This window comes from Streptomyces montanus, from assembly GCF_005786655.1.
GTDB classification, from domain to species: domain Bacteria; phylum Actinomycetota; class Actinomycetes; order Streptomycetales; family Streptomycetaceae; genus Streptomyces; species Streptomyces sporangiiformans.
Genome location: NZ_VBZC01000100.1, coordinates 1 through 22,532, shown reverse-complemented (window position 1 = coordinate 22,532; position 22,532 = coordinate 1). Strand labels below are relative to the sequence as shown.

At 74.1% G+C, this 22,532-nt stretch carries 3 protein-coding genes; all 3 read left to right on the top strand.

Translation table 11 applies throughout. The annotated features are described in order from the left end of the window. Positions 1–17,107, top strand: a 17,107-nt coding sequence (locus FE633_RS44470) for a type I polyketide synthase (protein ID WP_425473323.1), incomplete at its 5' end; no start/stop codon positions are given. Next, on the top strand, positions 17,104–17,229 hold the full coding sequence (locus FE633_RS49395; protein ID WP_281291347.1) for a hypothetical protein: 126 nt from the start codon (positions 17,104–17,106) through the stop codon (positions 17,227–17,229). The genes FE633_RS44470 and FE633_RS49395, both read left to right, overlap by 4 nt. After that, positions 17,222–22,532: type I polyketide synthase (locus tag FE633_RS44465; RefSeq protein ID WP_246114121.1), on the top strand; the 5,311-nt coding region annotated here is incomplete at its 3' end. The genes FE633_RS49395 and FE633_RS44465, both read left to right, overlap by 8 nt.

Sequence of the window (22,532 nt, the reverse complement as noted above, 5' to 3'; positions counted from 1 at the left end):
CGCCCTGGACCTTGCCGACACCACCGTCACCATCGCCGACATCGACTGGGAACGCTTCGCCCCCACCTTCACCACGAGCCGCCCCAGCCCACTGCTGGCCGCACTGCCCGAAGCCGCCGGAGCGCTCCACGGCTCGGCCGGGGGAGCCCCGGGCGTCGAGGTGACCGTCGGCTCCGCGCTGCGCGACCGTCTGGCCGAGCTGCCCGCCGAGGACCGCGACCGCGAGCTGCTGGACCTGGTCCGCGGCCGGGCCGCCGCCGTGCTCGGCCACGCGGGCCCGGCCGCCGTCGTTCCCGGCGGGGTCTTCCGCGAGTTGGGCTTCGACTCACTGACCGCCGTGGAGCTGCGCAACGCCCTCACCGCCGAGACCGGCGTGCCCCTGCCCTCCACCCTGGTCTTCGACCACCCCACCCCGCTGGCGATCGCCACGCACCTCCGCGAGGAACTCTTCGGCGTCGAGCCCGCGGACCGGACCTCGACCACTGCCCTGGTCGCGGTCGACGACGACCCCGTCGTCATCGTCGGCATGGGCTGCCGGCTTCCTGGTGGCGTGGCCGGTCCCGACCACCTGTGGCGGGTCGTGGCCGGGGGAGAGGACACGGTGTCCGGTTTCCCCGAGGACCGCGGCTGGGATCTGGAAGGCCTGCTCGCCGCCAGCGACACACGATCAGGCGGCTTCCTGCGGGACGCCTCCCGCTTCGACGCGTCGTTCTTCGGGATCAGCCCCCGTGAGGCCCTGGCGATCGATCCGCAGCAGCGGCTGACGTTGGAGACTTCCTGGGAGGCACTGGAACGTTCCGGTATCGCCCCCGCTTCCCTCAAGGGCAGCAGGACGGGCGTCTTCGTCGGCGCGGGCAGCTCCGGCTACGGCGCCGGGCTCCAGGAGATCCCCGAGGGGCTCGGCGGGCACCTGCTGACGGGCGGCGCGGGCAGCGTCGTATCGGGCAGGGTGTCGTACACCCTGGGTCTCGAAGGGCCGGCGGTCACCGTCGACACGGCCTGTTCCTCGTCGCTCGTCGCTCTGCATCTCGCCGTCCAGGCTCTGCGCTCCGGCGAGTGCGACCTCGCGCTCGCGGGCGGGGTCACGGTGATGGCGAACCCCGGCGCCTTCGTGGAGTTCAGCCTGCAGGGCGGGCTGGCACCCGACGGGCGGTGCAAGGCCTTCTCCGACGACGCCGACGGCACGGGTTGGTCGGAGGGCGTTGGCATGCTGGTCGTCGAGCGGTTGTCCGACGCCCGGCGCAACGGCCACCCCGTGCTGGCCGTCGTACGAGGGTCGGCGGTGAACCAGGACGGTGCGTCGAACGGTCTGACCGCGCCGAACGGGCCCTCGCAGCAGCGCGTGATCCGGCAGGCGCTCGCCGCCGCCGGTCTGGGCCCGCAGGACGTGGACGCGGTGGAGGCGCACGGCACCGGCACGACGCTCGGCGACCCCATCGAGGCGCAGGCGCTCATGGCCACCTACGGCCAGGACCGGCCCGAGGACCGGCCGTTGTGGCTCGGCTCGGTGAAGTCCAACATCGGGCACACCCAGGCCGCCGCCGGTGTCGCGGGCGTCATCAAGATGGTCCTGGCCCTCCGCGAGGGGGTCCTCCCGGCGACGCTCCACGCCGAGGAGCCGTCGTCCCACGTCGACTGGTCGGCCGGTGCCGTACGGCTGTTGAGTGAGCAGGCCGACTGGCCGGAGACGAACCGGCCGCGCCGGGCCGGCGTGTCCGCGTTCGGCGTCTCGGGCACCAACGCGCATGTCGTCATCGAGGAGGCGCCGGAGCCCCAGTCCACCGTGCCCGAGCAGCGCGCCACGGCGGACCCGGCGGCCTCGGCGGCCGCGGCCGCCCCCGAAGGCGCGGTGGTGCCGTGGGTGGTGTCGGGGCGTGGCGCCGCCGCCCTGCGCGCCCAGGCCGGACGGCTCCTGGCCCACCTGGAGGAACGGCCGGAGCAGCAACTGTTCGACGTCGCCGACGCGTTGGTGACGACCCGTTCGCCGTTCGAGTACCGGGCCGTGGTGTCCGGCATGGACCGGCAGCGACTGCTGCGCGCCCTCGCGGCCGTCGCGGCGGGCGAGCCGTCGGCCGACGCCGTCACCGGTGACGCGCTGACCGAGGGCGGGACGGCGTTCCTGTTCGCCGGACAGGGCACGCAGCGGCCGGGCATGGGCCGTGAGCTCCACGACGCCTTCCCCGTCTACGCCGACGCCTTCGACGCGGTCTGCGCCCAGCTGGACGGACGCCTCCAACGACCGCTGGGCGACGTGGTCTTCGGCGATGACGCCGGCCTCCTGAACCGTACAGAGTACGCCCAGCCCGCCCTCTTCGCCGTCGAGGTCGCCCTGTACCGGCTCGTGGAGTCCTGGGGCGTACGACCGGACCACCTGCTGGGGCACTCCGTCGGTGAGCTGGCCGCCGCGCACGTCGCCGGAGTGCTGTCGCTGGAGGACGCCTGCCGTCTCGTCGCGGCCCGCGGGCGGCTCATGCAGCAACTGCCGCCCGGCGGGGCGATGGTGGCGATCCAGGCCACCGAGGACGAGGTCCTGCCGCTGCTCGCGGGACGGGAGTCCGAGGCGGGCGTGGCCGCCGTGAACGGACCGCGCTCGGTGGTCGTCGCCGGTGACGAGGACGCCGTGCTGGCCCTGGCCGCGCACTTCGAGGGCGAAGGGCGCAAGACGACACGGCTGCGGGTCAGCCACGCCTTCCACTCGCCCCGTATGGAGCCGATGCTCGCCGACTACCGCGCGATCGCCGAAAGCATCACGTACGGCCGGCCACGCATCCCGATCGTCTCGAACGTGACCGGGCAGCCGGTCTCCGCAGAGGAACTCGGCTCGGCCGATTACTGGGTGCGCCACGCCCGTCAGGCGGTCCGTTTCGCCGACGGCATCGCCTGGCTGGAGCGGCACGGCGTGACCAACTACCTCGAACTGGGCCCCGACGCGACCCTGACCGCCCTGTCCCAGAGCTGCTGGGACGACCCCGGGCACCTCGCCGTCCCCGCACTGCGCGACGACCGTCCCGAACAGGCCGCCCTCGTCTCCGCGTTGGGTGCGCTGTTCACCCGCGGGGTCCCCGTGGACTGGCCCGCCCACCTCGGCGCGGTGGCCCCGGGCACCCGGCCCGCGGAGCTGCCCACGTACGCCTTCCAGCAGCAGAACTACTGGCTGGAGGTCCCGGCGGCCGGTGGGGATCCGGCAGGCGTCGGGCTCGTCCCGGTGGACCATCCGCTCCTCGGTGCCGTGGTGCCACCCGCCGCGGGCGGGACCGTCGTCGTCACCGGTCGGCTGTCGGCGCACGCGCAACCATGGCTCGCCGCCCACCGGATCGCGGGAGCGGTCGTGGTGCCGAGCACCGCCTTCCTCGAACTCGCCGTCCGGGCCGGGGCGTACGCCGGTTGCGGTCACGTCCACGAACTCACCCTGGAAGCGCCGCTCGTCCTGCCCGAGCAGGGCGCCGTCCAGCTCCAGCTGCACATCGAGGAACCGGGCCCCTCCGGGACGCGTGCCCTCGGCGTGTACGCGCGGGTCGACGGCCAGGACGACGACGGGCCCTGGACGCGACACGCCTCTGGCCTGCTGACGGCAACCGAAAGCCCGTACGTCACAGGCGACTTCGATGAGTTCGATCGATTCGATGACTTCGACTTCACGGTCTGGCCGCCCGAAGGGGCGCGGGACATCGACGTGGACGGCGTCTACGACCGGCTCGCCGCCGCCGGCCTCGACTACGGACCAGTCTTCCAAGGACTCAAGTCCGCGTGGCGGCACGGCGAGGACGTGTACGCCGAGGTCGCCCTGCCCGAGGGCACCGAGACGGAGGCCGGACGGTTCGAGCTGCACCCCGCGCTTCTCGACGCGGCCCTGCACCCGCTCGGCCTCGGCGTGTTCGAGGGCCTCGGCGACGGCCGCGTCCTGTTCTCCGTCAACGGCACCTCCCTGTACGCCGCGGGGGCCACCACCCTGCGCGTACGGCTGACCCGGACCGGCCCGGACACCTTGGCCCTGGCGGCCGCTGACACGAGCGGCGAGCCCGTCATCGCCGTCGAGTCGCTCCTGCTGCGGCCCGTCGCCGACGAGCGCGCGGCTGTGTCCGTGCCCGTCGCCGGCACCCTGCTGCGCCGGGACTGGACTCCGCTCGACCTCCCCGCGCAGCCGGACCCGGACACCGGCGGCTGGGCCCTCCTCGGCGCCGACCGCCTGGGCCTCGGACCGACGGCAGGAGGCGCCGGCCCGGACACCGCCGACATCGTGATCCTCTCCGCCCCCGACGGCGCGGAGAGCGCCGCAGCCCTGCTGGAACGGTGGGACACCGCGGGGCATCCCGGCCGCCTGGTCGCCGTCACACGAGGCGCGGTGGCCGCGGGCACCGGAGCGCTCGATGCCGATGCCGATGCCGATGCCTGTGCTTGTGCCGATGCCGATGCCGAAGCAGACGCAGACGCAGACGTCGGCGCGGTCGCGCTGCGCACGTCGGCCCAGGTCCTCGCTGCCGCCCACCCGGGCCGCGTCGTACGCGTCGACATCGACGCGGCCGACGCCTCCTCGGCGGTCCTGCCCGCCGCGCTCGCCACCGATGAGACAGACCTCGTCATCCGCGACGGCGTGGTCAGCGCCGCCCGCCTGGTGCGCGTTCCCGAGTCCTCCCGCACCTCCGCCATCCACGACGCTGACGGCATCGTGCTGGTCACCGGCCCGCTCGCCCCGCAGGTGGCCGAGACGCTGCCCGGCGCGACCGCCGTCGACGACATCGCCTCCGTGCCGGAGTCGCTCCGGAACGAGGGCCGTCCGGTCGCCCTCGTACACACCGTCGACGGCGAGGAAGACATCGCCGACGCCCTGCGCCTGCGCGAACTCACCCGCGACGGCGGCCTGTCCGCGTTCGTCCTGCTGTGCACGGGCGACTGCGGGCCCAGTGTTACCGCTCAGCTCTCCGCCCTCGCCGAGAGCCGGGCGGCGCGAGGGCTCACGTCTCTCGCCCTGGTCCCGCCGTACCCGGGGCACGACCGCACGGACCGCCGGGCACTCACCCCGCTGTCCGTCACCGAGACCGCCGCGCTGCTGCCCCAGGCGCTGGCGAGCGGTCAACCGACCGTGTTCCCCGTCAAGTTGGACACCGCCGCGCTGCGCGGTCCGGGCACTGTGCCGCCCGAGCTGCGCGCCCTCGTCCCCGTGTCCGCCCGGCGTGCCGCGGCCCGTGCGCAGACGGCCGGAAGCCTCGTACGGCGACTGGCCGGCCGCTCCCCGGCCGAGCGCGAGCGCACCCTGCTCGCCACCGTACGGGCCCAGGTCGCGGCCGTCCTCGGCTACGCGGGCCCGGACGAGGTCGAACCCGGACGGTCCTTCTCCGACCTCGGCTTCACCTCGCTCACCGCGGTCGAACTGCGCAACCAGCTCAGCACCGCGCTCGGCGTGACGCTCCCGGCCACCCTCGTCTTCGACCATCCCACCCCGGCCGCGCTCGTCCGCCACCTCGGCGAGGACCTGTTCGGGGAGGACCTGTTCGGCGAGGCGGCGGACGACGCGGCCGTCCTCCGTATCGCCGCCCCCGTGGACGACGACCCCATCGCCGTCGTCGGTATGGCCTGCCGCTACCCCGGCGGGATCCGCAGCCCCGAGGACCTGTGGGAGCTCGTCCTCGCGGGCGGCGACGGTGTCTCCCCGCTGCCCACCGACCGCGACTGGCGCCCGGAGACCCTCTACCACCCCGACCCCGACCACCCCGGCACCGTCTACACCCGGGAGGGCGGCTTCCTTCACGACGCCAGCCAGTTCGACCCGGCGTTCTTCGGGATCTCGCCGCGCGAGGCGCTGGCGATGGACCCCCAGCAGCGTCTGCTGCTGGAGACCTCCTGGGAGGCGCTGGAACGCTCCGGCATCGACCCGGTGTCCGCGCGTGGCAGCAGCACCGGAGTCTTCGCGGGTGTCACCTACCAGGACTACCCCATGATCCTGGCCGCGTCCGACGACAACTTCGAGGGCTACGTGGGCACCGGCAACTCGCCCAGTGTGCTGTCCGGGCGCGTCTCGTACGCCCTCGGCCTGGAGGGCCCGGCCGTCTCCGTCGACACCGCCTGCTCCTCCAGTCTGGTGGCCCTGCATCTCGCCGCGCAGGCCCTGCGGCAGGGTGAGTGCGACCTCGCCCTCGCGGGCGGTGTCACCGTCATGTCCACCCCCGGCTCGCTCATCGAGTTCAGCCGGCAGCGGGCGCTCGCCGAGGACGGCCGCTGCAAGCCCTTCTCGGCGGACGCCGACGGCGCCAGCTGGGCCGAGGGCGTCGGCATGATTGCCGTCGAACGGCTGTCCGACGCTCGTCGCAACGGCCACCCCGTACTGGCCGTACTGCGCGGCAGCGCTCTCAACCAGGACGGCGCGTCCAACGGCCTGACCGCCCCCAACGGGCCTTCGCAGCAGCGCGTGATCCGGCAGGCGCTCGCCGCCGCCGGTCTCGGCCCGCAGGACGTGGACGCGGTGGAGGCGCACGGCACCGGCACGACGCTCGGCGACCCCATCGAGGCGCAGGCGCTCATCGCGACCTACGGCCAGGACCGGCCCGAGGACCGGCCGTTGTGGCTCGGCTCTCTGAAGTCCAACATCGGCCACAGCCAGGCCGCCGCCGGTGTCGGCGGTGTCATCAAGATGGTCATGGCCCTCCGGGAAGGGGCGCTCCCGCCGACCCTCCACGCCAAGGCGCCCACCCCGTACGTCGACTGGAGCGCGGGCGACGTACGCCTGCTGACCGAGCGGACGGACTGGCCCGAGACCGGCCGTCCGCGCCGGGCCGGCGTGTCCTCCTTCGGCATGAGCGGCACCAACGCCCACGTCATCGTCGAACAGGCACCGGAACCCTCCCCGGCAGCCGACCCTGTGAAAGAGGAGGCGCTGCCCGCCGTACCCGTGTTGCCTGCCGTGCCCGTGGTCCTCTCCGGCCGCTCCGAGGCCGCGCTGCGCGACCAGGCCGCCCGGCTGCGCGCCCACCTGCTCCGCCACCCGGGAGCGGACCTCACCGACGTCGCCTACTCCCTGGCCACCACCCGTTCCGCCTTCGAGCACCGCGCGGCCTTCCTGACCACCGGCCGCGACGGCCTCGACGAGACGCTGCGCGCCCTCGCCGACGGCGACCCCTCCGCCGGACCGGGCCTGCTCACCGGGACCGCCCGCGCCACCACCACCGCCGCGCCCGTGCTGGTCTTTCCCGGCCAGGGCGCCCAGTGGGCCGGCATGGCGCGCCGACTGCTCGCCGAATCGCGGGTGTTCGCCGACCACGTCGCCGCATGCGAAGCCGCCCTCGCCCCCTACGTCGACTGGTCCCTGACCGCCGTCCTGCGCGGCGACGAGGACGCCGCCGACCTCGAACGCGTGGACGTCGTACAGCCCGCGCTGTGGGCCGTGATGGTCTCCCTGGCCGGTCTGTGGCGGTCCCTCGGGGTCGAACCGGCCGCCGTGGTGGGCCACTCGCAGGGCGAGATCGCCGCCGCCTGCGTCGCGGGCGCCCTCTCCCTCGACGACGGCGCGCGGGTCGTGGCCCTGCGCAGCCGGGCCATCACCGGGATCGCCGGCACCGGCGGCATGATGTCCGTGCCGCTCGCCGCCGACGAGGTCCGCGAACGGATCAGCGTCCCCGGCAGCTCCTGGGCCGACCGCCTCGCCGTCGCAGCCGTCAACGGACCCACGTCCGTCGTCGTCTCCGGCGACGCGGCCGCCCTCGACGAACTCTTCACCGCTCTCACCGACGACGGCGTACGGGCCCGCAAGGTCCCCGTCGACTACGGCTCGCACTCCCCGCAGGTCGAGCCGATTCGCGAGCGCGTCCTGGAAGCGCTGGCCGGGATGCGGCCCCGCGAGAGCGAGATCCCGTTTCGCTCCTCCGTCACCGGCCAGTGGCAGGACACCACCGGACTCGACCCCGAGTACTGGTACACCAACCTGCGCGAGACCGTACGGTTCGAGGAGGCCGTGCGCGGACTGGTCGCCGAAGGTCACCACACCTTCATCGAGGTCGGCCCGCACCCCGTGCTGGCCGTCGGGCTGCAGGAGACCCTCGACTCCCTGAACGTCGACGGCACCGTCCTCGGCTCGCTCCGCCGCGACCAGGGCGGACTGGAGCAGTTCCTCACCTCCGTCGCCGACGCCCACGTCCACGGCGTCACCGTCGACTGGGGCGCCGTCTTCGCCGGTACCGGCGCACGCCGGACGGACCTGCCCACCTACCCCTTCCAGCACCAGCGTTACTGGCCGACCGTTCGTGAGTCCGCCGCGGCCGACGCCGCCGCGAGCGGCGCGCTCACCGCGGACTCGGTCGAGGCACGCTTCTGGGAGACGGTCGAACAGGAGGACCTGGAGGCCATCACCGGGACACTCGACCTCCCCGGCGACGCACCCCTCAGCGCCTTCCTGCCCGCCCTCTCGACCTGGCGCCGCACCAGCCGGGAACGCTCCACCACCGAGGCCTGGCGCTACACCGTCACCTGGACGCCGCTGACCCAACGCGGCGCCGCCGGAGCGCTCTCCGGCACCTGGCTCGTCGTCGCCCCCGCCGACGCGGGCGAGCACGACGCCCTGGTCGCGGCGGCCTGCCGCGCCCTGGAAAGTGGCGGCGCCCGTGACACCCGCCTCATCACCCTCCCCGACGGCCCCACGGATCGCGACCGGCTCGCCGAACTGCTCGGCACCGCCCTCGCGGACGGCACGGATGGCACGGACGGCGCGGACGGCACGGATGGCACGGACGGCGCGGGCGGCGCGGACGGCGCGGATGGCACGGACGGCCAGGAACCGGGCGTCCCGGGCGTCCCGGACGTCTCCGGTGTGCTCTCCCTCCTCGCCCTCGACGAGCGGGCCCACCCCGACCACCCGGCCGTACCGCTCGGCCTCGGCGGCACCCTCGCCCTCGTCCAGGCTCTCGGCGACACCGGGATCGACGCACCCCTGTGGTGCGCCACCCGGGGCGCCGTCGGCGTCGGCGGGGCGGAGAGCGTCACCAGTCCTGCCCAAGCCCTCGTCTGGGGCATGGGCCGGGTGGCGGCCCTCGAGCACTCCGAGCGCTGGGGCGGCCTGGTGGACCTGCCCGCGGTCCTCGACGGCAGGGCGGGCACCCGGCTGTGCGCCGCACTCGCCGACTCGAGCGGCGCCGGTGGCTCGGGCGGTCCGGGGGGCTCGAGCGGTTCGGGGGGCTCCGGCAGCTCCGGCGAGGAGGACCAGCTCGCCATCCGCGCCTCCGGGACCTTCGGCCGCCGCCTGGTCCACGCCGCCCGGCAGCCCACCACCGACCTCGAGACCTGGCGTCCGCGCGGCACCGTCCTCGTCACCGGCGGCACCGGCGCCCTCGGCGGACACCTCGCCCGCTGGCTCGCCGAACGCGGCGCCGGCCACCTCCTCCTTGCCAGCCGCCGGGGTGCCGACGCACCGGGCGCCCGCGAACTGGAGGCCGAACTCACCGAACTCGGCGTCCAAGTGACCCTCGCCGCCTGCGACATCGCCGACCGGGACGCCCTGCGCGCCCTGCTGGACTCGATCCCCGCCGACCGGCCCCTGGACGCCGTGTTCCACGCCGCCGGATCGCTCGACGACGGCGTCATCGACTCGCTCACCCCTGACCGTATGGACCCGATCCTGCGAGGCAAGGCCACCGCGGCGCTCAACCTCCACGAGCTGACCCGGGAACTGTGCCCGGACCTGTCGGCGTTCGTCCTGTTCTCCTCCACCGCGGGTGTCATCAGCGGCGCCGGCCTCGGCAACTACGCCCCCGGCAACGCCTTCCTCGACGCCCTGGCCCAGCAGCGGCGCTCCGAGGGCCTGCCGGCCACCGCCGTGGCCTGGGGCCTGTGGGCCGAGGGCGGCATGGTGGGCGCCGACGACACGGCGGCCGAGCGCATGCGCCGCTACGGCGTCCACCCCATGGACCCCAGGCTCGCCTGCGACGCCCTCGGGCGCGCCGTCGACGGCGACGACACCGCCGTCGTCGTCACCGACATCGCCTGGGACACCTACGCGCTCGCGTTCACCGGACCGCGGCCCAGCACCCTTCTCGACGAACTGCCGGAAGCCCGGCGCGCGTTGGAGACGGCCCGCGAGTCGGCGACCGCCGGCGGTACGGGCGGCGACGACTCCTCCTTGCTCCGCGCCCGACTGGCCGAACTTCCCGCCCACGAACGCCCCGGCACCGTCCTGGACGTCGTCCGCTCGTACGTCGCGAACGTCCTCGGCCATCCGTCGGCCGAAGCCGTCGAACCCGGACGACCCTTCAGCGACCTGGGCATCGACTCCCTCAGCGCCGTCGAACTCCGCAACGGAATGAACAAGATCACCGGGCTGCGGCTGCCGAGCACCCTGGTCTTCGACCACCCCACCTGCTCGGACCTCGCAGCCTTCCTTCTCTCCGAACTCTCCGATCTGTCTGAACGCTCCGACACCCAGTCGGCCCGGCAGACTGCGCACGAAGCCGTCCCCGCGCGGCCCCGGCCGGCTGACGACGAGCCGATCGCCATCGTCGCCATGGCCTGCCGTTTCCCCGGCGATGTCCATACCCCGGAACAGCTCTGGGACATGCTGCTCGATGGTGGGGAGGGTCTGGTGCCGTTCCCGGAGGACCGGGGGTGGGATCTGGACGCGTTGTACGACCCGGAGCCGGGCAAGGCGGGGACGGTGTACACGCGCAAGGGTGGGTTCCTTTCGGGGGCGAGTGGTTTCGATCCGGGGTTCTTCAACATCTCGCCGCGTGAGGCGGTGGCGATGGATCCGCAGCAGCGGTTGTTGCTGGAGATCTCGTGGGAGGCGTTCGAGCGGGCGGGGATCGATCCGGAGAGGTTGCGGGGGAGCCGTACCGGAGTCTTCGCCGGAACCAACGGCCAGGACTACACCGGCATGCTCGCCGCGTCCGGGGAGGACTTCGAGGGGTACATGCTGACGGGCAACGCCGCCAGCGTCGTATCCGGCCGTCTGTCTTACACCTTCGGTCTGGAGGGTCCGGCGGTGACGGTGGACACGGCGTGTTCGGCGTCGCTGGTCGCGCTGCACCTCGCGGTGCAGTCGCTGCGGGCGGGGGAGTGCGATCTCGCCCTAGCGGGCGGACTCACCGTCATGGCCTCTCCCGGCCTGTTCGTGGACTTCAGCCGGCAGCGGGGGCTGGCGGCGGACGGCCGGTGCAAGGCGTTCGCGGACGCGGCGGACGGGACCGGGTTCTCCGAGGGCGGCGGGATGCTGCTGGTGGAGCGGTTGTCGGACGCGCGCAGGAACGGTCATCGGGTGCTGGCGGTCGTGCGGGGCTCGGCGGTGAACCAGGACGGTGCGTCGAACGGGTTGAGTGCGCCGAACGGTCCGTCGCAGCAGCGGGTGATCCGGGCGGCGCTGGCCGGCGCCGGAGTGAGCCCGCTGGATGTGGATGCGGTGGAGGCGCACGGTACGGGCACGACGCTGGGCGATCCGATCGAGGCGCAGGCGCTGATCGCCACCTATGGGCAGGACCGGTCCGAGGGCCACCCCCTGTGGCTCGGCTCCGTGAAGTCCAACATCGGTCACACGCAGGCGGGGGCCGGTGTGGCGGGTGTGATGAAGATGGTGCTGGCGATGCGGCACGGGGTGCTGCCCGCCACGCTGCACGTGGACGCGCCGTCCTCGCACGTCGATTGGGAAGCGGGTGACGTCCGGCTGTTGACCGGGCCGGTAGCGTGGCCGGAGACGGATCGGCCGCGCCGGGCGGGTGTGTCCTCGTTCGGGATCAGCGGTACGAACGCGCACCTGATCCTCGAAGCCGTACCTGAGGAAGCCGTACCTGAGGAAGCCGTAACCGAGGCGGACGCACCAGCGGCAGACGTACCTGAGGACCACACCGAACCGACAGAGCCCGAGGCGCGGCCGTCCGGTGAGGTGCCCTGGGTCGTCACCGCGCGCAGTCGCCCCGCTCTGGGCGCGCAGGCCGACCAGATACTGGCCCACCTCCAAGCGCGTCCGGAGCTCGAACCGGTCGACGTGGGCTGGTCGTTGGCGGCGACGCGGTCGGTGTTCGAGCACCGTGCCGTGGTGCTCGGCGAGGACCGGCAGACCCTGATCGCCGGTCTGCAGGCGCTGGCGGCCGGGGAATCGGCAGCTGGTCTGGTCACCGGGACGGCCCGGGGCGAGGGCAAGACGGCGTTCTTGTTCTCGGGGCAGGGTTCCCAACGCCTGGGTATGGGACGTGAGTTGTACGAGGCCTTCCCTGTTTTCGCTGACGCGTTCGACGCGGTGTGCGCCCACGTCGACGGGCTGCGGGAAGTGGTCTTCGGTGCGGACGCGGAGGCGTTGAACCGCACGGAGTGGGCGCAACCCGCGTTGTTCGCGGTGGAGGTGGCGCTGTTCCGGCTGCTGGAGTCGTGGGGGGTACGGCCGGACTTCGTGGTGGGGCATTCCATCGGCGAACTGGCGGCCGCTCATGTGGCGGGTGTGTTCTCGCTGGAGGATGCCTGCGCTCTTGTCGGGGCGCGGGGCCGGTTGATGCAGCGACTGCCTGATGGCGGTGCCATGTTCGCGGTGGAGGCGTCCGAGGACGAGGTCGGGGCGCTGCTGGACGGCCGGGAGGCCGAGGTGTCGGTCGCGGCGGTCAACGGTCCGCGGTCGGTGGTGATCGCCGGGGCCGAGGAGGTCGTGGCGCAGGTCGCGAAGGAGTTCGCCGAGCAGGGACGCCGTACGTCTCGCCTGCGGGTGAGTCATGCGTTCCACTCGCCGTTGATGGAGCCGATGCTGGAGGAGTTCCGGGCGGTTGCTGAGAGTGTCACCTACCAGTCGCCCGGGATGGCGGTGGTCTCGAACGTCACCGGACAGGCCGCCGGTGCGGGGGAGTTGGAGTCGGCCGAGTACTGGGTGCGGCATGTGCGTCAGGCGGTTCGCTTCGCCGACGGCGTGTCGTGGCTGGCCGAGCGCGGGGTGACCCGGTTCGTGGAGCTGGGCCCGGACGGCACGTTGACCGCCATGGCGCAGACGTGCCTCGCCGACGACGGTGCCGACTCCCTGTTCGTGTCCGCCCTGCGCAAGGACCGCGAGGAACGAGGCGCGCTTCTCACCGCTCTCGCCCAGGCGTTCGCGAAGAACGTCGACGTCGACTGGGCCCGCGTCTACGACGGGACCGGGGCCGAGCACGTCGACCTGCCGACGTACGCGTTCCAGCGCCGGCGCTTCTGGCCCCGGCCGCCCGTCCTGGCCGGTGACGTGGCTTCGGTGGGGCTCGGCTCCGCCGGGCACCCGCTGCTGGGCGCGGCCGTGGAGCTGGCCGGAGGCGACCAGTACCTCTTCACCGGCCGGCTGTCCCTGCGCAGTCACCCCTGGCTGGCCGACCACGCGCTGACCAGCACCGCCCTCTTCCCCGGCACGGGCTTCCTGGAGCTGGCCCTGCACGCGGCCGACCAGGTGGGCTGCGAGCGGGTGGAGGAGCTGACGATCCTGGCCCCGTTGCCGCTGCCGGAGCGTGGTGCCGTACGGATACAGCTGCACGTGGACGCGCCCGACGCGTCAGGTGCCCGCGCCGTGACCGTGCATTGCCGGCCCGAGGACGGGCCCGAGGAGCAGCCCTGGGCGCTGCACGCCAGTGGTCTGCTGACCGGCGGCGGGTCTGGGACTGGAGCTGGGACTGGGGCTGAGAATGGGGCCGGGGCTGAGACCGGGGCTGGAGCTGAGGCCGGGGCGACCGACCTGCCGTACGACTTCACGGCCTGGCCGCCGGCCGAGGCCGCGGAGATACCGCTGGACGGCTTCTATGAACGCTTCGCCGAGCGCGGCCATGTGTACGGGCCGCTGTTCCAGGGGCTGAAGTCGGCGTGGCTGCGCGGGGACGAGGTGTTCGCCGAGGTCGCGCTGCCCGAGGGGGCCGAGCCGGAGGCCGGTGCGTTCGGTCTGCACCCGGCGCTCCTCGACGCGGCCCTGCACGCGGTCATGTTCGTGCCGATGGAGGACGCGGGCCGGCTGCCGTTCTCGTGGAACGGCGTGCGCCTCGACGCCGTGGGCGCCGGTGCGCTACGGATCCGTATGGTCCAGGAGGGACCGGAGTCCGTCAGTCTGGCGCTCGCGGACGCGGCCGGGCGGCCGGTGGCCTCGATCGGCTCCCTGACGCTGCGGGAACTCCCCGGCGACATCGCCGGTTCGACCGTGGGCTCGGCCCGGAACGAAGGGCTCCACGAACTGGAGTGGTCCCCGGTGACCTCCGTACCCCCGCTGCCGGCGGATGCCGTGCCGGCGGACACGGACTGGACCGTCGTGGGCAGCGATCCGGCGGCCGTGGGCTTCCGCACCGGGACCTACCCCGACCTGGACGCGCTCGCCGACTCCGGTGACCCGGTCCCCGACACCGTGCTGTTCACGATGGCCTCCCCCCAGGTCACCATGGTCTCCGCCGCTCCTGGCGATCTGGCCGAAACCGCCCGCGCCACGGTGTACGAGGCACTGGACCTCGTCCAACGCTGGCTGGAGGAGCCGCGCTTCGCGCATGCCCGGCTGGCCGTCGTCACCCGGGACGCGATGCGCGTCGGAGACCGGCCGGTGGACCCCGCACAGGCGGCCGTGTGGGGCCTGGTGCGGGCGGCGCGTTCCGAGAACCCGGGCCGCTTCGTCCTCGTCGACCTCGACGGCGCCCCCGAGTCGGTGGCCGCCCTGCCCGCCGCTCTCGCCTCCGGTGAACTCGAACTCGCCGTGCGTGAAGGCGTGGTGAGCGCGCCGAGGATCGCCCCCCTCGCCGCCGACCGGGCCCTGCCCGCGCCCGTGGACACCGTCGCCTGGCGGCTCGGCGTCGAGGAGAAGGGCACTCTGGAGAGCCTCCGGCTCGTCGAGTGCCCCGAGGCCGCACAGCCCCTCGCCCCGCGTGAGGTGCGCATCGCCGTACGGGCCGCGGGCGTCAACTTCCGCGACGTGCTCACCGCGTTGGGCATGTATCCCGGGGACGCCACGGCCATCGGCCTGGAGGGAGCCGGCGTCGTCACCGAGGTCGGGTCCGAGGTGACCGGGTTCGGGGCGGGCGACCGCGTGATGGGCATGTTCTCCGGCGCCTTCGGGCCGCTGGCCGTGGCGGACGAGCGCATGGTCGTACGGATCCCGCGCGGCTGGTCCTTCGCCGAGGCGGCGACGGTGCCGATCGGTTACCTGACCGCGTACTACGGGCTGGTCGACCTCGGCGGGCTGCGCCCCGGCCAGTCGGTGCTGGTCCACGCCGCCGCGGGCGGTGTCGGCACGGCGGCCGTGCAGCTCGCCCGGCACCTGGGCGCCGAGGTCTTCGGCACCGCGTCGCCCGGCAAGTGGGACGCGCTGCGCGCCGCCGGTCTCGACGACGCGCACATCGCCTCCTCGCGTGACCTGACGTTCGAGAAGGCGTTCCTGGACGTCACCGGCGGGCGGGGCGTGGACGTCGTACTCGACTCACTGGCACGGGAGTTCGTGGACGCGTCGCTGCGGCTGCTGCCGCGCGGCGGCCGGTTCCTGGAGATGGGCAAGACCGACGTGCGGGACCCGCGGCAGGTGGCCGTGGACCATCCGGGCGTCGGCTACCAGGCCTTCGACCTGATGGAGGCCGGGCCGGACCGGATCGGCGAGATCCTCGCCGAGCTGGTGGCGCTCTTCGAGGAGGGTGTGCTCAGGCCGCTTCCCATGGCCGTGTGGGACGTGCGCCGGGCTCCCGAGGCGTTCCGTCACCTGAGCCAGGCGCGGCACATCGGCAAGGTGGTGCTCACCGTCCCCGCCGCGCTCGACCCGGACGGCACGGTCCTGCTGACCGGCGGCACAGGAGGATTGGGGCGGCTGACGGCTCGTCACCTTGTGGCCGAGCACGGTGTACGCCACCTGGTGGTGACCAGTCGGCGCGGCGAAGACGCACCCGGCGCGGCCGAACTGCGTGACGAACTCACCGCCCTGGGGGCCGAGTTGTCCGTCGTCGCCTGCGACGCGGCGGACCGCACCGCCCTGGCCGCCCTGCTCGACGGCCTGCCCGCCGAGCATCCGCTGACGGCCGTCGTGCACACCGCCGGAGTCCTCGCGGACGGCGTGGTTACCTCGATGACGTCCGAGCAGGTCGACCGGGCACTGCGGCCGAAGGCGGACGCTGTGGTCAACCTGCACGAGCTGACCCGGGACATGGACCTGGCCCGGTTCGTGGTGTTCTCCTCGGTCGCCGGTACGTTCGGCGGGGCGGGCCAGGCCAACTACTCGGCCGCCAACGCCTTCCTCGACGCGCTCGCCCAGCACCGGCACGACCTCGGTCTGCCGGCCGTGTCCCTCGCCTGGGGCACCTGGCTGCCCGACGCGGGCATGACCGGAACGCTGACGGAGGCCGACCGCAGCCGGCACGCACGTACCGGCATGGTGCCGCTGGGCGCCGAGAAGGGCATGCGCCTGCTCGACGCCGGCACGGACTCCGACCGCGCGGCCCTGCTGCCGATGGACCTCGACGCCACGGCCCTTCGGGAGCACGCCGACATCCTGCCGCCGCTGCTGCGCGGGCTGGTCCTCGCGGCGCCCGGTCGCAAGCCTGCCCGGCGCCGCGTCGAGCCCGCGGCACCCGGCACCGGCACCGGAATCGGCGGTGGCCAGGACACGCTCACGCTCGCCGAGCGGCTGGCCGGACTGTCGGTGCCCGACCGCGAGCAGCTGCTGCTCGACATGGTCGGCGAACAGGCCGCCGCGGTCCTCGGACACGCCTCGGCCGGTGCCGTCGAGCCCGATCAGACCTTCAAGGAACTCGGCTTCGACTCGCTCACCGCGGTCGAACTGCGCAACCGCCTCGGCGGCGTCACCGGGCTGCGCCTGCCGGCCACCCTGGTGTTCGACTACCCGACTCCCGCGGCCCAGGTCGGGTACCTGCTGGCCGAGTTGGACCTGCCCGACGCCCCAGGCGGTGCGGAGGCCCTGCTCGGCGAGATGGACCGGCTCGAGGCCGCGCTCGGCGGTGCCGACGTGGACGACGAGAAGGACCGCTCCCGCATCACCGCCCGGCTGCGGTCGCTGCTGGCCGCCTGGAGCGGGGAGCCGGTGGCGGCGGCCGGCGCGCCCGCCGGTCCCGTGGGCCCCGCCGGTCCCGTGGGCACCGCCGACCCGCAGGACGCGGAACTGGAATCGGTCGAGACGGCGAGCGAGCTGTTCGACCTCATCGACAAGGAGTTGGGAGCCCCGTGACCCGCGACCACCGCGGGCCGACCGACCCGCAGGCCCTCGATGTGCAGGCCGCCGATCTGCCCGCCCTGCCATCCCTGCCCACCCCGCCCGGCCCGGTACAAGGAAGTGACACGCGTGGCTGACGACGACAAGTACGTGGAGTACCTCAAGCGGGTGACCGCTGAACTGCGGCAGACCCGCCGTCAGCTCAGCGAGGCCGAGGAGAAGGACCGGGAGCCCATCGCGATCGTCGCGATGAGCTGCCGGTTCCCCGGCGGGGTCGCCTCCCCCGAGGACCTGTGGCGGCTCGTCGACGAAGGCGGCGACGCCATCGGTCACTTCCCCCGGGACCGGGGCTGGGACATCGAGGACCGTTTCGATCCCGACCCCGACAAGCCGGGCACCTTCTACGCCCGCGAGGGGGGATTCCTGCACGGCGCCGGCGAGTTCGACGCCGCCTTCTTCGGCATGAGCCCCCGCGAGGCGCTGGCCACCGACCCGCAGCAGCGGCTCCTCCTCGAAACGTCCTGGGAGACCTTCGAGCGGGCCGGTATCCGCCCCGCCACCGTGCGCGGCAGCGCCACCGGCGTCTTCGTCGGCGCGGCGACCTCCGGCTACGGGGTGGGCCCGGTGGAGGTGCCCGAGGACGTCCACGGACTCATGCTCGCGGGCAACGCCACTTCGGTCGCCTCCGGCCGTATCTCCTACGTCCTCGGCCTGGAGGGGCCCACGGTGACCGTGGACACGGCCTGCTCCTCGTCGCTGGTCTCCCTGCACATGGCGATACGGGCGCTCAGGTCGCGGGAGTGCGACCTCGCGCTCGCCGGCGGCGTCGCCGTCATGGCAACCCCCGGGCTGCTCTTCGAGTTCAGCCGGCAGCGGGGGCTCGCCCCCGACGGACGGTGCAAGGCGTTCTCCGACGACGCCGACGGCACCGGCTGGTCCGAGGGCGTGGGCATGCTGCTCGTGGAGCGGCTCTCCGACGCGCGCCGCAACGGCCACCCCGTACTCGCCGTCGTCCGCGGCAGCGCCATCAATTCGGACGGCGCCAGCAACGGACTCACCGCGCCCAACGGCCCCTCGCAACAACGGGTGATCGAACGGGCGCTGGCCGGCGCCGGCCTCGGTGCCGGGGACGTCGACGCGGTGGACGCGCACGGCACCGGTACCTCGCTCGGCGATCCGATCGAGGCGCAGGCGCTGCTGGCGACGTACGGGCGCGCCCGCGAGGCGGACCGCCCCCTGCTGCTCGGCTCGCTCAAGTCCAACCTGGGGCACACCCAGGCGGCGGCCGGTGTCGCCAGCGTCATCAAGATGGTCATGGCGCTCCGGCACGGCCGGCTGCCCCGTACGCTCCACGTCGGCGAGCCTTCGTCGCACGTGGACTGGTCGGCGGGGCACGTACGGCTGCTGACCGAGCCCGCCGACTGGCCGGACACCGCGGACCGCCCGCGCCGCGCCGCGGTGTCGTCCTTCGGGATCAGCGGCACCAACGCCCACACGATTCTGGAACAGGCTCCGGCCGACGATTCGGCTTGCGAGCCGGCTTGCGAGCCGACCGGCGAAACAGCCGACGGCGCCGTGCCCGGGAATGCTGCCTCGGCCGGTTCCGCCACGCCTGGAACGGCCGCCCCGACCGGTTCCGTCGCGCCCCCCACGGCCGCGGAACCGTCGGCGCCCCGCCCACCGCTGCCGGTCGTGCCGTGGATCCTCTCCGCCCGTGGCGAGGCCGCACTGCGCGGCCAGGCGGCGCGCCTGGGGGAGTGGGCGGCGGACGGCGGCACCGGGGCAGCACCGCTCGACATCGCCCACGCGCTCGTCACCACCCGGCAGACCTTCGAGCACCGGGCCGTGGTCCTGGCCGAGGACCGCGCCGCCGCTCTGCGCACCCTCGCCGCGCTCGCGGAGGACGACGGCGACGCCGGCCCCGGCGCCGTCACGGGGCGCGCGCTGCGCGGTGCCACCGCCTTCCTCTTCTCCGGTCAGGGCTCCCAACGCCTCGGCATGGGACGGGAGTTGTACGAGGCGTTCCCGGTATTCGCGGAGGCCTTCGACGCCGTCTGCGCGCACGTCGATGGTCTGCGGGACGTCGTCTTCGGTGACGATGCGGACGCGCTGGACCGCACCGAGTTCACCCAGCCCGCCCTGTTCGCCCACGAAGTCGCCCTGTACCGCCTGCTGGAGTCCTGGGGCGTCAAACCCAAGTACGTCATGGGGCACTCGCTCGGCGAGCTGGTCGCCGCCCACGTCGCCGGCGTCTGGTCGCTGGCGGACGCCTGCCGGCTGGTCGCGGCCCGTGGCCGGCTCATGCAGGCCCTGCCGCCCGGCGGCGCCATGGTCTCGGTGGAGGCATCGGAGGACGAGGTCGCGCCTCTGATCGCGGCCTACGACGGCGCTGCCGACGGCGGCGTGACCCGCGCGGTCTCCGTCGCCGCCGTCAACGGTCCCCGAGCCACCGTCATCTCGGGCGACGAGGCCGCCGTCGAGGAGATCGCACGGCAGCTGGCCGACCAGGGCCGGCGCACCAAGCGGCTGCGGACCGGCCACGCCTTCCACTCGGCCCGCATGGACGCCGTGCTCGACGAGTTCCGCGCGGTCGCCGAACAGGTCGCCTACCGCCGCCCCCGGATCACCGTCGTCTCGAACGTCACCGGACAGGCGGCCACGCCGGACGAACTCGGCTCGCCCGACTACTGGGTACGGCACCTGCGGCAGTCCGTCCGCTTCGCCGACGGCATCGCCTGGCTCGCCGGCCACGGCGTCAGCCGCTTCCTGGAGGTCGGCCCGGACAGCACCCTGACCGCCCTGGCCCAGGCCTGCCTGCCCGACGACACCACCGAACGGGTCTGCCTCGCCACCGCTCGCAAGGACCGGCCCGAGGCCCGCACCCTGCTCACCGCCGTGGCGGGCGCCTTCGCGCACGGTGCCCCCGTGGACTGGGAGACCGTCCTGGGCACGCGGGGCACCGGCACCCCGGGTGGGCGCACCGGCCGTCGCGTCGAGCTGCCGACGTACGCCTTCCAGCGCGACCGCTACTGGCTCCGCATGGCCGACCAGCCCCTCGGCGACGTCGCCGCCGCGGGACTCGGCAGTGCCGGGCACCCGCTGCTCAGCGCCGTCGTGCGGGTCGCGGACAACGACCAGGTCCTGCTGACCGGCCGTCTGTCCGTGAAGTCCCACGCCTGGCTCGTCGACCACACCGTGTCGGACGCCGTCCTGCTGCCCGGCACCGCGTTCGCCGAACTCGCCCTGCGCGCCGGCGACGAGGTCGGCTGCGACCTGCTGGAGGAGCTGACCCTCGAAGCCCCGCTCGTCCTCCCGGAGAAGGGCGCCGTCCAGCTCCAGCTGGCCATCGGCGCGCCCGACGCCTCCGGCCGCCGCCCGCTCGCCGTGTACGCGCGGCCGGAGAGCGGCGCGGACGAGGACGCCGAGTGGACGCGGCACGCCTCCGCCACCCTCGCCACCGACAACGCCACCCGGCCGTCCTTCGAACTGACCGCCTGGCCGCCGGACGGCGCCGAGCCCGTCGCCCTCGACGGCTTCTACGCCGCACTCGCCGAGACCGGCTATCAGTACGGCCCGGTCTTCCAGGGCCTCACGCGCGTATGGCGGCACGACGGCCACTGGTACGCCGAGGTCGCCCTGCCCGAGGACCAGCACAAGGAAGCGGCCCGCTTCGGCCTTCATCCCGCGCTGCTGGACGCGGCCCTGCACGCGCAGCTCGCCGCTCCGGCGGAGGAGCGCACGGGCAACGGCGTCAGCCTGCCCTTCGCCTGGAGCGGGGTCCGGCTGTACGCGGTCGGCGCCACCGCCCTGCGGGTGCGGATCACGCCCGTGGGCGCGAACGGCGTCGGCCTGCGGATCGCCGACTCGACCGGACAGCCTGTCGCCGCGGTCGACACGCTGGTCTCCCGCACGGTCTCGACCGACGGCCTGCGCACCGCCGCGGATCCCGCCGACGGCCGGCTCTACGGCGTCCGCTGGACGCCCGTGGGCTCGGCACCGGCCGCGCCCGCTACCGACGAGCTGTACGTCCTCGGCGATCAAGCCCCCGGACTCGACCAGGACTGGACGCCCGCCGCGTCGCTCGCCGATCTGCCCGACGCTCCCGGCATGGTCGTACTGCCCTGCACGCCCGCCGAAGACGCCGACCCCGGCACCGTCGCCGCGCACGTCCTGCGGACCGTGCGGGACTGGCTCGCCGACGACCGTTTCGCCGACGCCCGGCTCGTCGTCGTCACCCGCGGCGCCGTCGCCACCCGTACCGGCGAGGACGTCCCGGGCCTGGCCGCCTCGACCGTGTGGGGCCTGATCAGGTCCGCCCAGTCCGAGAACCCCGGCCGGCTCCTCCTGCTCGACGTCGACGACGCCTCCGGGAACGCACTCGGGACCGTACTGCCCGCCGCCGTCGCCCTGGCCGAGGCGGCCGGCGAGCCCCAACTCGCCCTGCGGGACGGCGAAGCGCTCGTCCCGCGCCTGGCCCGTATCGGCGAGTCCCGCATCAGCGGAACCAGTGAAGCCCCTGCCGCCAGCACGGGCGAAGCAGCCTGGGACCCCGACGGCACCGTCCTCATCACGGGCGGCACCGGCGCCCTCGGCGCCCTCGTCGCCCGCCACCTCGTCACCCGGCACGGCATCCGCAGTCTCGTCCTGGCCTCCCGCCGGGGCCCCGACGCCCCCGGTGCGGCGGAGCTGCACGCCGAACTGGCCGCCCTGGGCGCCGAGGTGACCGTCGAGGCCTGCGACGCCGCCGACCGCGACGCCCTCGCCGCGCTCCTCGCCCGTGTCCCTGCCGACCGCCCGCTGCGCGGAGTCGTCCACACCGCGGGCGTCCTGGACGACGGAGTCCTCGACTCGCTCACCGACGAGCGGCTGGAGCGGGTGTTGCGCCCCAAGGCGCTCGCCGCGCTCAACCTGCACGAGGCGACGAAGGACCTGGACCTCTCCGCGTTCGTACTCTTCTCCTCCGCCGCCGGCCTCCTCGGCGGTGCCGGGCAGGCCAACTACGCGGCCGCCAACACCTTCCTCGACGCGCTGGCCCACCACCGTCGCGCGCAGGGGCTGCCCGCCGTCTCCCTCGCCTGGACCCTGTGGGCCGGATCCGACAGCATGACGAACGGCGGCGTGACCGACGGCGTGGTCGGCGGCATGACCGGCCGCCTGCGCGACGGCGACCTCAACCGCATCTCCGCCTCCGGCCTGCCCCCGCTCACCGCCGAACAGGGCCTCGCCCTGTTCGACGCCGCCCTCGAAACAGGTGAACTCGAAGCAGGCGAACTCGACGCAGGCGAAGGCGAAGCACTGCTCGCCCCGCTCCGCCTCGACCTCGCCGCCCTGCGCGGCGCCGCAGCCGCGGGCCGTCTGCCGATGCTGCTGCGCGGCCTCGTCCGGGCCCCCGCCCGGCGCGCCGTCGAGGCGGCCACCGGTGACGCCTCCGGCCTCGCCC